This is a genomic window from Aureimonas sp. AU20 (assembly GCF_001442755.1).
Taxonomy (GTDB): domain Bacteria; phylum Pseudomonadota; class Alphaproteobacteria; order Rhizobiales; family Rhizobiaceae; genus Aureimonas.
Window position 1 is genome coordinate 2,026,911 of the sequence record NZ_CP006367.1, and the last position, 12,134, is coordinate 2,039,044.

Here is a 12,134-nt window from a genome sequence, read left to right on the forward strand (position 1 = left end):
ATCTCTGTCGGCATGACGCGCGTCCGCCTCCAAAGCCGATCCCATCATACCCGCTTCGGCCTTGCCGCCCGGCTGCTGGTGCTCGGTCTTCTGCTGGCGCTCGGCCTGACGCTTGCCGGCGGCGTGCCGAGCGCCGAGGCGGCAATGTCCTCGGCCGCCCCCTGCGACCACGCCGCAATGGGGCTTTCGGGCAAGCACGGACAGAGGGGCAAGGCGCCCGAGGGCGGCCACCATGGCGACCTCTGCTGTTTGTTTCACTGCGTTCCGATCGCGCCGTTCGCGCTTGTCGGCGCGCCGCCCGTGGCGCGGACTTCCGAAGCGCTGCCGCTGACCCTTTCCGTCCTGGCGCAGGGCGTCACGCCGACGGTTCGCACGCCGCCGCCGCGAGCGGTCTGAACCTTAGGCATTCACACATAGTTGCGCAGCGAACAGCCGTTCCCGGTCCGCCTCCCTGCGCATTGCCGATAGACGCGAAAGGATCACCCATGGACACCATGCACCACGACATGCAGGCCTGCATTGATGCCTGCCTCGACTGCTACCGCACCTGTTTCTCCACGGCGGCGCAGCATTGCCTGGAGGCCGGCGGCAAGCACACCGAGCCCGCCCATTTCCGCCTGATGCTGGCCTGCGCCGAGATGTGCCGCGCGAGCGCCGCGATCATGCTGACCGGCTCTCCGGCCCATAAGCATTCCTGCGCGGCCTGCGCCGAAATCTGCGCGGCCTGCGCTGCCGATTGCGAACGGGTGGGCGATATGGAACGCTGCGTCGCGGCCTGCCATGCCTGCGCCGAGGAATGCCGGAAGATGGCGGCCTGACCCATGAAGCGCTTCACGTTTTCCCTTTTTGCTCTCGGCCTGCTGGTCGCTTCTCCCGCGCTCGCGCAGGACCATTCCGGCCATGCCGCCGGCATGGCGCATGACAAGACGTCGGCGGCCTACATGGAGGCCATGAAACGAATGGACGCCGCGATGGCGTCCGCGCCCATGTCCGGCAAGCCGGGCGTCGATTTCGCCGAGATGATGATCCCGCATCACCAAAGCGCCATCGATATGGCGAAGGCCTATCTCGAAAGCGGCGAAAACGATCCGACGATCACCAAGATCGCGCGCGATGTCGTGGCCTCGCAGGAGCGCGAGATCGCCGAACTGCGCGATTGGCTGAAGGCACACGGTGGGCAATAAGCGCAAGACGACGCCAAGGGGAAGCCGGCCGAAAGGCCGGCTTCCCCCTCGCCAGACTTTTGGCTGGCCATATATCGGCGGGAATGAGTGATCGACCGACCGACCGCCTCGCGGCGCCCGTTTCCCGTTTTCGCCGCCTGCCGATCCTCGGCCGCATCGAAGCGCAGCTTCTGCTCTGGCTCGTCGGCCTGTCCGGCGCGTTGCTGGGCTTCGTGTCCATCGCCGGCGAGGTGATGGAGGGCGACACGCACGCCTTCGACGACGCGATCCTTCTCGCCCTGCGCCAACCCGGCGATCCGCACGATCCGATCGGCCCGTTCTGGGTCGAGGCCGCGCTGCGCGACATCACGGCGCTCGGGGGCTATACCGTCCTCAGCCTCATTCTGGTGGCCGCAGTCGCCTATCTCCTGCTCAACGGCAAGCGTGTGTCCGCGCTGCTCGTCATCGGCGCCGTGGTGGGCGGCACGGCTTTGTCGAATGTTTTGAAGGTCTTCTTCGATCGGCAGAGACCGGATGTCGTCGGCCATCTCGTGGACGTGCACAGCCTGTCCTTCCCGAGTGGCCATGCCATGCTTTCGGCCGTGACCTATCTCACGCTCGGCGCGCTTCTGGCGCGAACGGAAAAGCGCTTCGTGATGCGCGCCTATTTCATCGGAGTGGCGGTGGCGCTGACGCTCCTGATCGGCGCGAGCCGGGTCTATCTCGGCGTGCATTACCCGACCGACGTTCTGGCCGGCTGGTGCGCCGGGGCGGCCTGGGCGTTTCTCTGCTTGCTCGTCGCACGCTGGCTTCAGCATCGCGGTGATGTCGAGCCGTCGGACTGAGCGGGGAACGGCGCGGCCCTAAAGAGCCGCGCCGCGTCTTGATTAGAAATCGAAATTGTTGATGTCGGCCTTGGTGAAGATCTTCGGCGCGCCGAGCAGGATCTGGCTCTGGTTGACGACCTGCAGGTCGCCTAGGCGCCCGGCCTTGAAGCTCGTATCCCCCGGCTTCAGCGTGCCGTCTGCGACCGCGCGCATGGCAAGACCGGCGGCATAGCCGAGATCGACGGTGGACCAGAGCACGGTGGACTTGATGCAGTCGCCGTTGATGTAGGGCTTCATCGCGTTGGGCAGGGCGAGGCCCACCACCGAGACCTTGCCGCAGAGCTTGTTCTGCTGAACCGCTTCGGCGGCGGCCGGCGTCGCCACCGAGGTCATGCCGAGAATGCCCTTCAGCTCGTCGCCATATTTATTGATGAGCGTCTGCGCCTGGTTGAAGGACAGGATGTTGTCTTCCTGCGCTTCCACCGTCTCCAGGAATTTCAGCTTCGGATGGCACTTCTCGGCATAGCCCTGCATCTCGCTGATCCAGCGGGACTGGTTGGGCGTCGTGAAGGTCGAGGTGACGATGGCGAAGGACGCGTCCTCGCCGACTTCCGAGGCGAGCTGGTCGAGCAGCGCCTTGGCGACGCCGTTCGGCTGCGCCTGGTTGACGAACCACTGGCGTGCGTCGGCTTCCGCGTCCGCGTCGTAGCCCACCACGTTGATGCCCGCTTCCAGCGCGCGCTTCAGAACCGGCGCGATGGCGACCGGGTCGTTGGCGGCGAACAGGATGCCGTCGACGCCCGACGTGATGTAGTTGTCGATGAAGGTGATCTGCTCGTCGATATTGGCCTTGGTCGGACCGTCCGTGGTGACGGTCATCGAACCCGTCTCCTTGGCCGCTTCCTGAATGCCCTGCGAGGTCGAGTTGAAATAGCCGACGCCGACGAGCTTCGGAATATCCACGACCTTGAGCGGCTTGCCCTTGCGGTCCGGCGCGCCGGTCGGCGAGCCGCCATTGTACTCGCCGGGCGGAACCGGCGTCACCGAGGCGTCGCAGGCCAGCGGATTGGCCGGGGCGCCGTCGCCGCCGGTCCAGGCGCTCTGCGCCATGGCCGGGGCCGAGAGAAGGCTGGTGCCCAGAAGAAGGGCGAGAAGCGTGCGCATGGGTTGAGTCCTCCCTGTTGATGTCATGGCTCCGACCCTTCTCCCAAAGGGCCGGCATTCGGTCTCTCAATCGCTGGAATAGCGCTTGAGGAGATTGGAGATCAGAACGGCGGCGATCAGCACGAAGCCTATGATGACGATCGTCCCGTCGCCCTTCACGCCCGAAAGTGCGAGGCCGTTCTTGAGAACCTGCACGAGGCACAGGCCGATCAGCGTACCGACCACGAGGCCGCGCCCGCCGAAGATCGAGGTGCCGCCCAGCACCACGGCGGTGATGACGTCGAGCTCGATGCCGGTGCCCATGTCCGAGCGCGTGGTGGAGACGCGCGAGACGAAGACGAGGGCGGCGAGCGCCGAGACGAAGCCCGAGGCCGAATAGATCAGGAGCTTGGTGCGGGTGACGTCGATGCCGGAAAACTCCGCGCCCATCTCGTTGTTGCCGATCGCGTAGGTCGCGCGGCCGAAGGCGGTGAAGCGCAGGATGAAGAAGCCGACGATCGCGACGAGGGCGAGGAGCCAGAGCTGCGTCGGGATGCCGAGAAAATTGCCCTGTCCCAGGACGAAGAACCAGGAGGGATAGCCCCGGATCGACTGCGCCTGGCTGATGCCCTCGGCAAGGCCGCGATAGAGCGCGAGCGTGGCCAGCGTCGCGATCAGCGGCGGCACGCGAAAGCGCGTGATGATCCAGCCGTTCAGAAAGCCCGCCACCGTGCCGACCACGAGGCAGAGCGCCATGGCGACCGGCAACGGCAGGCCCAGCGTCTTCCAGAACACGCCGACCAGGATGGCGCAAAGGCCGAGGATCGAGCCGACCGAGAGATCGATGCCTCCGGTGATGATGACGAAGGTCATCACGACGGCGATCAGCCCGACCTCCGTCATCAGCCGGCCCTGATTGAGGAGGTTGGCGGCGGTGAAGAAGCGCTCGTTGTCGATCGCCAGCACCGCGAGGGCGAGGGCGAGGATGAGCGCCAGAAGCGCTTCGTGGCGAAGAAGGGAGCGAAGGGTCATGATCGGTCCTCCTCAGCCGGTTCGCCCGCGCCGCGCCATGTCGATGAGCACGGTGCCGAGGATGAGAATGCCTTGAACGGCGCGCAGCCAGTAGGCCGAGACGTTGAGGAAGATCAGCGAGGAGCCGATCGCCGCGAACAGGATGGCGGCGAGCGTCGAGCCCGTCACCGTGCCGATGCCGCCCAGGATCGAAACGCCGCCGACGACGGACGCGGTGATGATGATGAGCTCCAGCCCGTTCGGCACGGTGGACTGGATGACCTGCAGCTGCGTTGCGAACAGGATGGCCGCGACGCCGGCGATCATTCCGTGGATCGTGAAGACCTTCACGATGGTCCGGTTGTAGGGAATGCCCTCGGCCTCCGCCGCCTCGCCATTGCCGCCGACCGCATAAATCGAGCGTCCGAAGGCGGTGCTGCGCAGGAGGAAGGCCGCGACGATCGTCATGCCCACCATGAACCAGACGGGGGAAGGAATGTCGAAAAGCCGGAACTGGGCGAGCTGGTAGCCCGGCGGCAGGCCGGAGATCCAGGCGCCGCCGGTGGCCGTGATGAGCCCGCCGCGCAGGATCGACAGCATGGCAAGCGTCGCGATGATCGATGGCACCTTGAGATAGGCGATCACCGCGCCGAGCACGGCGTTTACGGCGCCGCCGATCAGGACAGGCAGGAGCCACGCGAGCCAGATGGGATAGCCGTTGGTGACGAGAAGGCCGCTGATCGTCGCGAGAACGCCGATCAGCGCGCCGACCGACACGTCGATATGGCCGGAGATGATGACCATCGACATGCCGATCGCGGCCACCGCGATATAGGCGTTGCCGACGAAGATCGAGGTGAGGTTGTTCTGCGATACGAAGCGCGGGTTGACCCAGCCGACCACCAGAAACAGCACTACGATGGCGAGGAGCAGCAGGATTTCCTGGCCCGAGCCGGACAGGCGGCGCGACAGCGACGGCCCGTTCATGCCGCATGCCCTGTCATCATGGCCGCGCCCACGGTTTCGGGGGTGGCCTCGGCGCGCGGCAGGATGGCAGACATGCGCCCCCCGTTCATGACCAGGACCCGGTCGCTCATGCCCAGCACCTCGGGCAGTTCGCTGGAGATCATGACGATGGCGAGCCCTTGGGCGGCGAGTTGGTTCATCAACTTGTGAATCTCGGTCTTGGCGCCGACATCGACGCCGCGCGTCGGCTCGTCGAGAATGAGGATGCGCGGATCGGTGGCGAGCCATTTGGCGATCACCACCTTCTGCTGGTTGCCGCCCGACAGCTGGGCGACAATTTGGCCCGGGCCCCGCGCGCGGATGGCGAAGCGGCGAATGGCGTCGCTGGCGATCTCGGTCTCGCGCGCCGTGTCGACGATGCCCCGCCGCGTCAAGCGGTCGATGATCGCCATGGAGACGTTCTCGCGGATGGTCTGCGGGCGCACCAGCCCATGCTGCGCGCGGTCCTCCGGCACATAGGCGATGCGATGGGCGATGGCCTCGCGCACGTTGGAGACGGTGACGGGCTTGCCGTCGATCAGGATCTCGCCCGCCGTCGCAGGCGTCACGCCGAAGATGGTCTGGGCGAGTTCCGTCCGGCCCGAGCCGACGAGACCGGCAATGCCGAGGATTTCGCCCGCCCGGACAGAAAAGCTCACATCCTGGATCTTGCCGGCATGGGCGAGGTTGCGCACCTCCAGCACTGTCTCCCCGGGGATGATCGTGTCTTTTGGAAAGAGCTGATCGATGTCGCGGCCGACCATCATGGAGACGAGCGTGGCTTCCGTCGCCTCGCTGGCGGCGCGCGTGTCGATCGTCTTGCCGTCGCGCAGAACCGTGATGCGGTCAGCGATCTCGAAAATCTCGTTCATCCGGTGGCTGACATAGACGATGCCGACGCCTTCGCGGCGCAACGAGCGTACGACGTCGAGCAGGCGGCGCACGTCAGCCTCGGCCAGCGCCGCCGTCGGCTCGTCCATAATGAGGACGCGCGCGTCGCGCGACAGGGCGCGGGCGATCTCGACGCGCTGACGGTTGGCGACCGAGAGGCGCGAGACCTTTTCGTCCACGTCGAGATCGGGGCAGTCGAGCCGGTCGAGAAGGGCGCGGGCGCGCTGGCGCATCTCGTTCCAGTCGAGAAGCCCCGCCCTGGTGCGCGGCGCATGGCCGAGAAAGATGTTCTCCGCCACCGTCATGGCCGGGAAGAGGAGGAGTTCCTGGTGCACCACCGCGATGCCCGCCGCCTTGGCCTCGCCGGGGCCGGAAAAGCGCACCGGGGCGCCATCCACCTCCACGGTGCCCTTGTTGGGCTGGTGGGCGCCGGACATCAGCCGGATCATGGTGGACTTGCCGGCGCCGTTCTCGCCCATCAGCGCATGGACCTCGCCGGCGAAGAGGTCGAAATCGACCCCGCGCAACACGGCGACCGGGCCGAAGCTCTTCTCGATGCCGCGCAGCGCGACGATGGGGGAGGCCTCAGTTGGCAAGGAAGCCTCCGTCGATCGGCAGCGTCACGCCGGTCAGCATGGCGCTGGCATCGCTCAGGAGGAACAGGATCACCTCGGCGACGTCCCCCGTCTCGGCGAAGCGGCCGAGCGGCGTGCGCGCCAGCATGGGGCCGCCCTTTTCCGGCGCCTCCCAGGCGGCGCGGGCTAGATCGGTCAGCGTGATACCGGGCGCCACGGAATTGACGCGGATGCCGAGGGGGCCGAGCTCGTTGGCCATGACGCGCGTCAGCCCGTCCATCGCGCCCTTGGAAGCGCAATAGGCGGCATGGTCGCGAAAGCCGAGGAAGGATGAGATGGAGGAGACGTTGACGATCGCGCCCGGTGCCTTGCGGGCGACGAGGTCGCGCGCGAAGACCTGCGAGACGATGGCCGCCGCGCGCACGTTCACCGCCTGGACCGTGTCGAAGGACTCGTCCTTCATCTCCAGGAAGGGCTCGAGAATGTTGATGCCAGCGCAGTTGACGAGCAGGTCGGCCGGCAGAGCTTCGGCCAACGCAGCGCGCGTGGCAGTTGCGTCCGCCAGATCGACGACCAGACCCCGCGCGCCGGTCTCGGATGCGAGCCGATCGAGATCAGCCTGCGAGCGCGACAGGGCGACGACCTTGGCGCCGCGCTCTGTGAGAAGCTCCACGGTGCGCCGCCCGATGCCCTTGCCGGCCCCGGTGACGATCACCGTCTTTCCTTCGAAACCCATCCTTGCTCCTCCCAAAGCTTAGACATCCGATCGTGGTGGGAAAGCGCCCTATTCCCCGGGCAGGCCCATGGTGATCTGCATCTTCACCTGCCCCTTGGGGGCGGAGGCGGCGTCCTTGAAGGCTTCGACGCTCTGCTCGAACGGATAGGTCCGGGTGATCAGAGGCGACACGTCGATGGCGCCCGAGGCGAGCATGGCGACGCAGCGCGGGAAGACATGGGCGTAGCGGAAGACGTGCTCGACCCGCGCTTCCTTCAGCATCGCGGCCGACACGTCGTAACTCGCCGGCTTCAACGGGATGCCGACGAAGACCACCACGCCGCCGGGGCAGAGCGGCTCGAAAATGCTTGCGATGGCCCGTTCCGACCCCGCGCATTCATAGATCACGTCGGCACCCCAACCGTCGGTGCGCGCCTTCACCGCCTCTGCCAGATCCTCGCGCGCGACGTTCACGGTCGAGACCGAGCCGAGCGTGCGGGCGATGTCGAGCTTGGTGTCGTCGACGTCGGAGACGATCACATGGGCGCAGCCGCCGGCCAGCGCGGCCAGAACGGTGACGAGGCCGATCGGGCCCGCGCCGACGACCACCGCGACATGGCCCGGCGCGGCCTTGGCCTTGGTCACGGCGTGAACGCCGACGGCCAGCGGCTCCACCATCGCGGCGGCGGCGAAGGAGACATTGTCCGGCAGCTTGAAGGTGAAGGCTTCGGGGTGGACGACGCTCGGGCGCAGAACGCCATGGATCGGCGGCGTCGCCCAGAAACGCACGTCGGGGTCGAGATTGTAAAGGCCGAGGCGGGTCGCGCGGCCGTTCGGGTTCGGGATGCCGGGCTCCATGCAGACGCGGTCGCCGGCTTTCAGCGTCGTCACCGCCGAGCCGGTCTCGGTCACGATCCCGGACGCCTCGTGCCCGAGGATCATCGGCTCGCGCACAACGAAGGGGCCGATGGCGCCGTGCGTGAAGTAGTGAACGTCCGACCCGCAGATGCCGACAGTGTGGATCGCGATTCGCACGTCATGGGGCCCGAGCGGCTCGTCCACGGGAAAGTCGCGAAGCGACAGCCGGTCCTTCTCTTCGAGAACCAGCGCGCTGATGTTGGAAGGGTCGATCGTGGGAATGGAAGCGGCGGACGACATCCGAAGACCTCTCGCTGTCATGCGTTACTGGAATGGATGCTATGCAGTGATGGCGCAGCAGGCGACGCGGAATCCGGCGAAGTTCCAAACTTTCTTGGCATTTCTCGTATCATGCTGCCTCCGCCTCGCGAAACGAGGAGCGCTGGATGCGGCGTGCGCCGGCGCGGTAGGCGCTCGGCGTCTCGCCGCAGACCACAGCGAATCGGCGGTTGAAATTGGCCGTGTTGTTGAAGCCGGTCTCGAAGCAGATCTCGGTCACCGATTTGTCGGTGGCGGCCAGGAGCTGGCAGGCGGCCTGCACGCGGAGATGGTTCACATAGGCCGAAAAGTTGTGCCCGGTCTGATGCTTGAAGAAACGTGAGAAGGCCGTCGCCTCCATCGTGCAGATGTCGGCCGCTTCTGCCAGCGTGATGTCGCGGCGAAACTCCGTCGCCAAAAAACCGATCACCCGTTCCAACTTGCGGGAGGCCGGGGTGTGCAGCCCCAGCGCCGGGGCGCAGCGCGACAGGGTGCGCCGATCGCTTCGGCCTGTCGCAAGCGTCGCCATTAGATCGAGAAAAGCGAGAAGCCGACGCGGCCCGTCCAGCGTTCCGATCTCGCAAAGTTTCTTGCGCCCTAGCGTTGCCGTCTCGCCGGTGAACTCCACGCCGAAGGCTGCCTCCTCCAGAAGCGCGCCGACCTCTGCGAATTCTGGGAAGGCATGCGACAGCGTGTCGGCGATCTCGCCGGTGAACTGCACCAGCACGTCGCGCTCGCGCAGGCTGGCGCCCGGCTCGATGGCGCTCACCCAATTGTGCGGCAGGTTCGGTCCGGTCAGGATCAGGCTTCCGGGCTCGAATGCGCCGACATGGTCGCCGATCATCATCCGCCCGGTGCTTTCCCGGATCAGATGCAGCTCGTATTCGGGATGGCAGTGCCATTTGGCGAGGTGGTGGGGATAGTCGTGCGTTGCCCATCGAAAGGACTCGCGCGGGCCGCACAGGATGAGTTCCAATGCCGGTCCGCTGGCGGGCAGAGGCTCAGCCAAAAGAGGGCGCGGGCCGGGAGCGGGATGGGTCATGGCAGCGCGTCTCCCTGTTCGGCCAGTGCGTTTCGCCACTTGGCGACATAGGCCTCGAGGCCCATGATCGGGGCGAGATCGACGGGCTGCTCAGTGGGACGGCCAGCGACCGCGACCTCCGGCCCCAATGCAAGAAGCGCCGCGCCCGCGCTGGTGCCCGTGCCGTCGGTCGGCGCGAAGATCGGGCGGCCGGTCAGCTGCCCCAGCGCGCGAAGGAAGGGCAGGTTGCGCGCGAACGGACCTTCCACCACGATCGGCCCGTTCGCTCCGATCAGGGCCAGACTCTCCGTCGTCATCAGCGCCACGTAGAGGCTGGCCGCAGCCGTTCGCTCCATCGCCGAAAGATCTTCCGCCGGCTCGCTCCAGCCGCCTTGCTCTTCCGGAAACGGACCGGTGTTCGGCACGATGGGCGGCCGAACCATCAGCCCTTGCTCGATCACGCGAGCGAGGGCGGCTTCGTCCGGCGGCGCGGGCGCCCGGTTGGTCAGAATGTCAAACTCGCGGCCCCCCATGAACAGCGCCGATGGAACGGGCCGCCCGAACGCGTCGACATAGGCCAGCATGTTGCGTGAGGCATCCAGCGCGGTCTTGCGACCGCCGATCGAGAAGCTGACCACCCAGGTGCCGGTGGACACGACGGCGAAGGGTGCGGGCAGCGCGAGGAGATGCGGCAGAAGCGACGCGTTGGAATCGTGAATGCCGCAGAGCACGGGAATTTCGCGCCCGGCCAGTCCGATCTGCTCAGCCCATTCCGGCTTGAGGGGGCCGAGCACGTCGAACGGGCGGCGCACTGGCGCGAAGAGCTCTCGCCAGCCGGCCCGATCCGCGAGCGAGGAGAAGTCGCCTTGCTCCGGCGCCCAGAGATCGGTGTGGCAGCCGAGCGAGCTCGGCTCGCAGGAGGCGATGCCGGTCAGGCGGAAGGCCCAGTATTGAGGATAGGTGAGGATGTGCCGGGCCTCGGCGAAGCGCTCGGGAAAGCGCGCCTGGAGCCAGAAGAGTTGGCGGCCGACATTGAGCCCGTTCGCCATCGGCGGCGAAAGCGTTTCGGAGAACGGCGGCCGCAACGCCTCGTAGCCCTCCGCGCCTTCCAACGCCGCCTCGTAGTCCAGGACGGGGAGCGCGAGGTCGTGCTCGCCGATCAGCACGGCGGAGGCGCCGTGGGCCGTAATCGAGATCGCGTCGATCGGATGGGCCGCCGCGAACTCGGTCAGGCTCTCCAGGATAAAGGCGAAGAGAGCGTCCGTGTCGTAATGCGGATAGGGCCCGTCCCGGCGCGGCGCGTTGGCGAGCGAGCGCACGGTAAGGTCGTGCCGTTCGTTAAGATCGTGCAGGACCATCTTGGCATTGGTCTTGCCGATGTCGACCACGGCGATGAAACGGGGCACCTCGCTCATGGCTCAGTCCATATGGAACATGGCGACGAGCGGAACGCTGACCGGCTCGTTGCTGGGATGGGTGTCCATGATGTCGGCCATGCCCGCCCACCAGCGCTGCATCGCCGGATGGCTCGGCAGGTCCGCCATGCCATGGGTCTTCGGGCGCTTCAGGATGGCGAAGAGTGCATGGGACTCGGGGTCTAGGAAGATGGAATAGTCGCGGACCCCAGCCTCGCGCAGCAGCGCCACGAGGTCGGCCGGAATGGCGTCGTGCCGCGCGCGATAGGCCTCGGCCTTGCCCGGGTGGAGCTGCATTCGAAAGGCGTAGGTTTCGAGATCCGTTTCGCTCATGCCTCGGTCCTTGGCTCCAGTTGCGCGACCACGAGGCGAAGCCCAGCCGCTTCCACCATGGCGGCGGCGCGGTCGTCGATTCGCTCGTCGGTGATCAGGAGGTCGGCCCGCTCCAGCGGCGCGATGATGAAGCTCGACCGGTCGTCGAATTTCGAGGCGTCGGCAAGGATCACCAGTTCGTCCGCCTGTCGCATCAGCCGTTGCTCAGACTGGATGATGAGAGGGTCCGACTCGGCGAAGCCCAGCGGCGAGATGCCCTGCGCGCCCATGAACATGCGCCTCGCGCGAAAATGCGCGATCCCGTCCGCTTCGAAGGGCGAAAGGATCAGGCCTTGCTCGCGATAGACGGCTCCGGCCGGCAGCAGCACGCTCGCCTTGGAATGCTGGAGCAGGTGCTCGGCGATCGGGAAGGAGTTGGTCAGGATCTGAAGCCGCTGGCCGGTGAGATAGTGGACCATGCCGAAGGTCGTGGTGCCGCCGTTGATGATGATGGAATCATCGTCCGCGCAGAGTCGTGCGGCTTCGCGCGCGATGGCCAGTTTTTGCGGTGCGTTGCGCGCCTGGAGCGTGCCGAAGCTCTCGGCAGAGACGGCGCGCGGAAGCGGCGCCCGCAGCGCCTCGGCTCCGCCGCGCACGCGCCGCAGCTTCTTCTGCTCGTCGAGAAGCGCGATGTCGCGCCGGATCGTGGCCTCCGACGCCCCGGTGAGCGCCGCGAAGTCCTGAACGGTCGCGACCGAGCGCCCTTCGATGGCGCTCAGGATCATGCGGTGGCGTTCCCGCTCGTGCATTCCCGTTCCTCCTGAAACTGAAGTTCGAATGTTCCGATCCTCTTGTCAATCACGTTCGGTCAATTTCGCGC

14 protein-coding genes are annotated in these 12,134 nt (G+C 66.6%); 4 read left to right on the forward strand and 10 right to left on the reverse strand.

Features of this window, described 5'->3' with window-relative positions:
* Positions 1-12: 12 nt before the first annotated feature.
* The 4 genes from M673_RS08915 (at position 13) to M673_RS08930 (ending at position 2,008) form a co-directional block, all read left to right on the forward strand.
* Positions 13-396 carry a hypothetical protein gene (locus M673_RS08915; RefSeq protein ID WP_061975452.1) on the forward strand — a complete coding sequence of 128 codons (384 nt, stop codon included), beginning with the start codon at positions 13-15 and terminating at the stop codon, positions 394-396.
* 98 nt (positions 397-494) lie between these two features.
* Positions 495-818, forward strand: a complete 324-nt coding sequence (locus tag M673_RS08920; RefSeq protein WP_061977754.1) for a hypothetical protein — start codon at positions 495-497, stop codon at positions 816-818.
* Between the two features lie 3 nt (positions 819-821).
* Entirely contained in the window at positions 822-1,184 is a 363-nt protein-coding gene (locus M673_RS08925) for a DUF305 domain-containing protein (RefSeq protein ID WP_061975454.1), read from the forward strand.
* 83 nt (positions 1,185-1,267) lie between these two features.
* Entirely contained in the window at positions 1,268-2,008 is a 741-nt protein-coding gene (locus tag M673_RS08930) for a phosphatase PAP2 family protein (protein WP_082639275.1), read from the forward strand.
* Between the two features lie 42 nt (positions 2,009-2,050).
* Here the strand turns inward: M673_RS08930 and M673_RS08935 are convergent, their stop codons facing one another.
* From M673_RS08935 to M673_RS08980, 10 genes are all read right to left on the reverse strand, one after another.
* Positions 2,051-3,154, reverse strand: a complete 1,104-nt coding sequence (locus M673_RS08935) for an autoinducer 2 ABC transporter substrate-binding protein (protein ID WP_061975456.1) — start codon at positions 3,152-3,154, stop codon at positions 2,051-2,053.
* 66 nt (positions 3,155-3,220) lie between these two features.
* On the reverse strand, positions 3,221-4,165 hold the full coding sequence (locus tag M673_RS08940; RefSeq protein ID WP_061975458.1) for an ABC transporter permease: 945 nt from the start codon (positions 4,163-4,165) through the stop codon (positions 3,221-3,223).
* Between the two features lie 12 nt (positions 4,166-4,177).
* Entirely contained in the window at positions 4,178-5,131 is a 954-nt protein-coding gene (locus tag M673_RS08945) for an ABC transporter permease (RefSeq protein ID WP_061975460.1), read from the reverse strand.
* Complete coding sequence (locus M673_RS08950) at positions 5,128-6,636, reverse strand: sugar ABC transporter ATP-binding protein (RefSeq protein ID WP_061975462.1); 1,509 nt, start codon at positions 6,634-6,636, stop codon at positions 5,128-5,130. Before M673_RS08950 ends, M673_RS08945 begins: the two co-directional genes overlap by 4 nt.
* Positions 6,626-7,351, reverse strand: a complete 726-nt coding sequence (locus M673_RS08955) for an SDR family oxidoreductase (RefSeq protein WP_061975464.1) — start codon at positions 7,349-7,351, stop codon at positions 6,626-6,628. Before M673_RS08955 ends, M673_RS08950 begins: the two co-directional genes overlap by 11 nt.
* A gap of 48 nt (positions 7,352-7,399) precedes the next feature.
* Positions 7,400-8,446, reverse strand: a complete 1,047-nt coding sequence (locus M673_RS08960) for an NAD(P)-dependent alcohol dehydrogenase (RefSeq protein WP_061977756.1) — start codon at positions 8,444-8,446, stop codon at positions 7,400-7,402.
* A 151-nt stretch (positions 8,447-8,597) separates the two neighbouring features.
* Positions 8,598-9,548 (reverse strand): AraC family transcriptional regulator, encoded by a 951-nt coding sequence (locus M673_RS08965; protein ID WP_061975466.1) that lies wholly within the window; start codon positions 9,546-9,548, stop codon positions 8,598-8,600.
* On the reverse strand, positions 9,545-10,942 hold the full coding sequence (locus M673_RS08970) for an FGGY-family carbohydrate kinase (RefSeq protein ID WP_061975468.1): 1,398 nt from the start codon (positions 10,940-10,942) through the stop codon (positions 9,545-9,547). The genes M673_RS08965 and M673_RS08970 overlap by 4 nt, the downstream gene beginning before the upstream one ends.
* Positions 10,943-10,945: 3 nt before the next feature.
* Positions 10,946-11,275 (reverse strand): L-rhamnose mutarotase, encoded by a 330-nt coding sequence (locus M673_RS08975; RefSeq protein WP_061975470.1) that lies wholly within the window; start codon positions 11,273-11,275, stop codon positions 10,946-10,948.
* Positions 11,272-12,063 carry a DeoR/GlpR family DNA-binding transcription regulator gene (locus M673_RS08980; RefSeq protein WP_061975471.1) on the reverse strand — a complete coding sequence of 264 codons (792 nt, stop codon included), beginning with the start codon at positions 12,061-12,063 and terminating at the stop codon, positions 11,272-11,274. Before M673_RS08980 ends, M673_RS08975 begins: the two co-directional genes overlap by 4 nt.
* Positions 12,064-12,134: the final 71 nt, after the last annotated feature.

Bases quoted from the DNA above. Each gene is read 5' to 3' on its own strand.
- M673_RS08915 (WP_061975452.1), top strand. From the start codon at position 13: ATGACGCGCGTCCGCCTCCAAAGCCGATCCCATCATACCCGCTTCGGC.
- M673_RS08920 (WP_061977754.1), top strand. From the start codon at position 495: ATGCACCACGACATGCAGGCCTGCATTGATGCCTGCCTCGACTGCTAC.
- M673_RS08925 (WP_061975454.1), top strand. From the start codon at position 822: ATGAAGCGCTTCACGTTTTCCCTTTTTGCTCTCGGCCTGCTGGTCGCT.
- M673_RS08930 (WP_082639275.1), top strand. From the start codon at position 1,268: ATGAGTGATCGACCGACCGACCGCCTCGCGGCGCCCGTTTCCCGTTTT.
- M673_RS08935 (WP_061975456.1), bottom strand. From the start codon at position 3,154: ATGCGCACGCTTCTCGCCCTTCTTCTGGGCACCAGCCTTCTCTCGGCC.
- M673_RS08940 (WP_061975458.1), bottom strand. From the start codon at position 4,165: ATGACCCTTCGCTCCCTTCTTCGCCACGAAGCGCTTCTGGCGCTCATC.
- M673_RS08945 (WP_061975460.1), bottom strand. From the start codon at position 5,131: ATGAACGGGCCGTCGCTGTCGCGCCGCCTGTCCGGCTCGGGCCAGGAA.
- M673_RS08955 (WP_061975464.1), bottom strand. From the start codon at position 7,351: ATGGGTTTCGAAGGAAAGACGGTGATCGTCACCGGGGCCGGCAAGGGC.
- M673_RS08965 (WP_061975466.1), bottom strand. From the start codon at position 9,548: ATGACCCATCCCGCTCCCGGCCCGCGCCCTCTTTTGGCTGAGCCTCTG.
- M673_RS08970 (WP_061975468.1), bottom strand. From the start codon at position 10,942: ATGAGCGAGGTGCCCCGTTTCATCGCCGTGGTCGACATCGGCAAGACC.
- M673_RS08975 (WP_061975470.1), bottom strand. From the start codon at position 11,275: ATGAGCGAAACGGATCTCGAAACCTACGCCTTTCGAATGCAGCTCCAC.
- M673_RS08980 (WP_061975471.1), bottom strand. From the start codon at position 12,063: ATGCACGAGCGGGAACGCCACCGCATGATCCTGAGCGCCATCGAAGGG.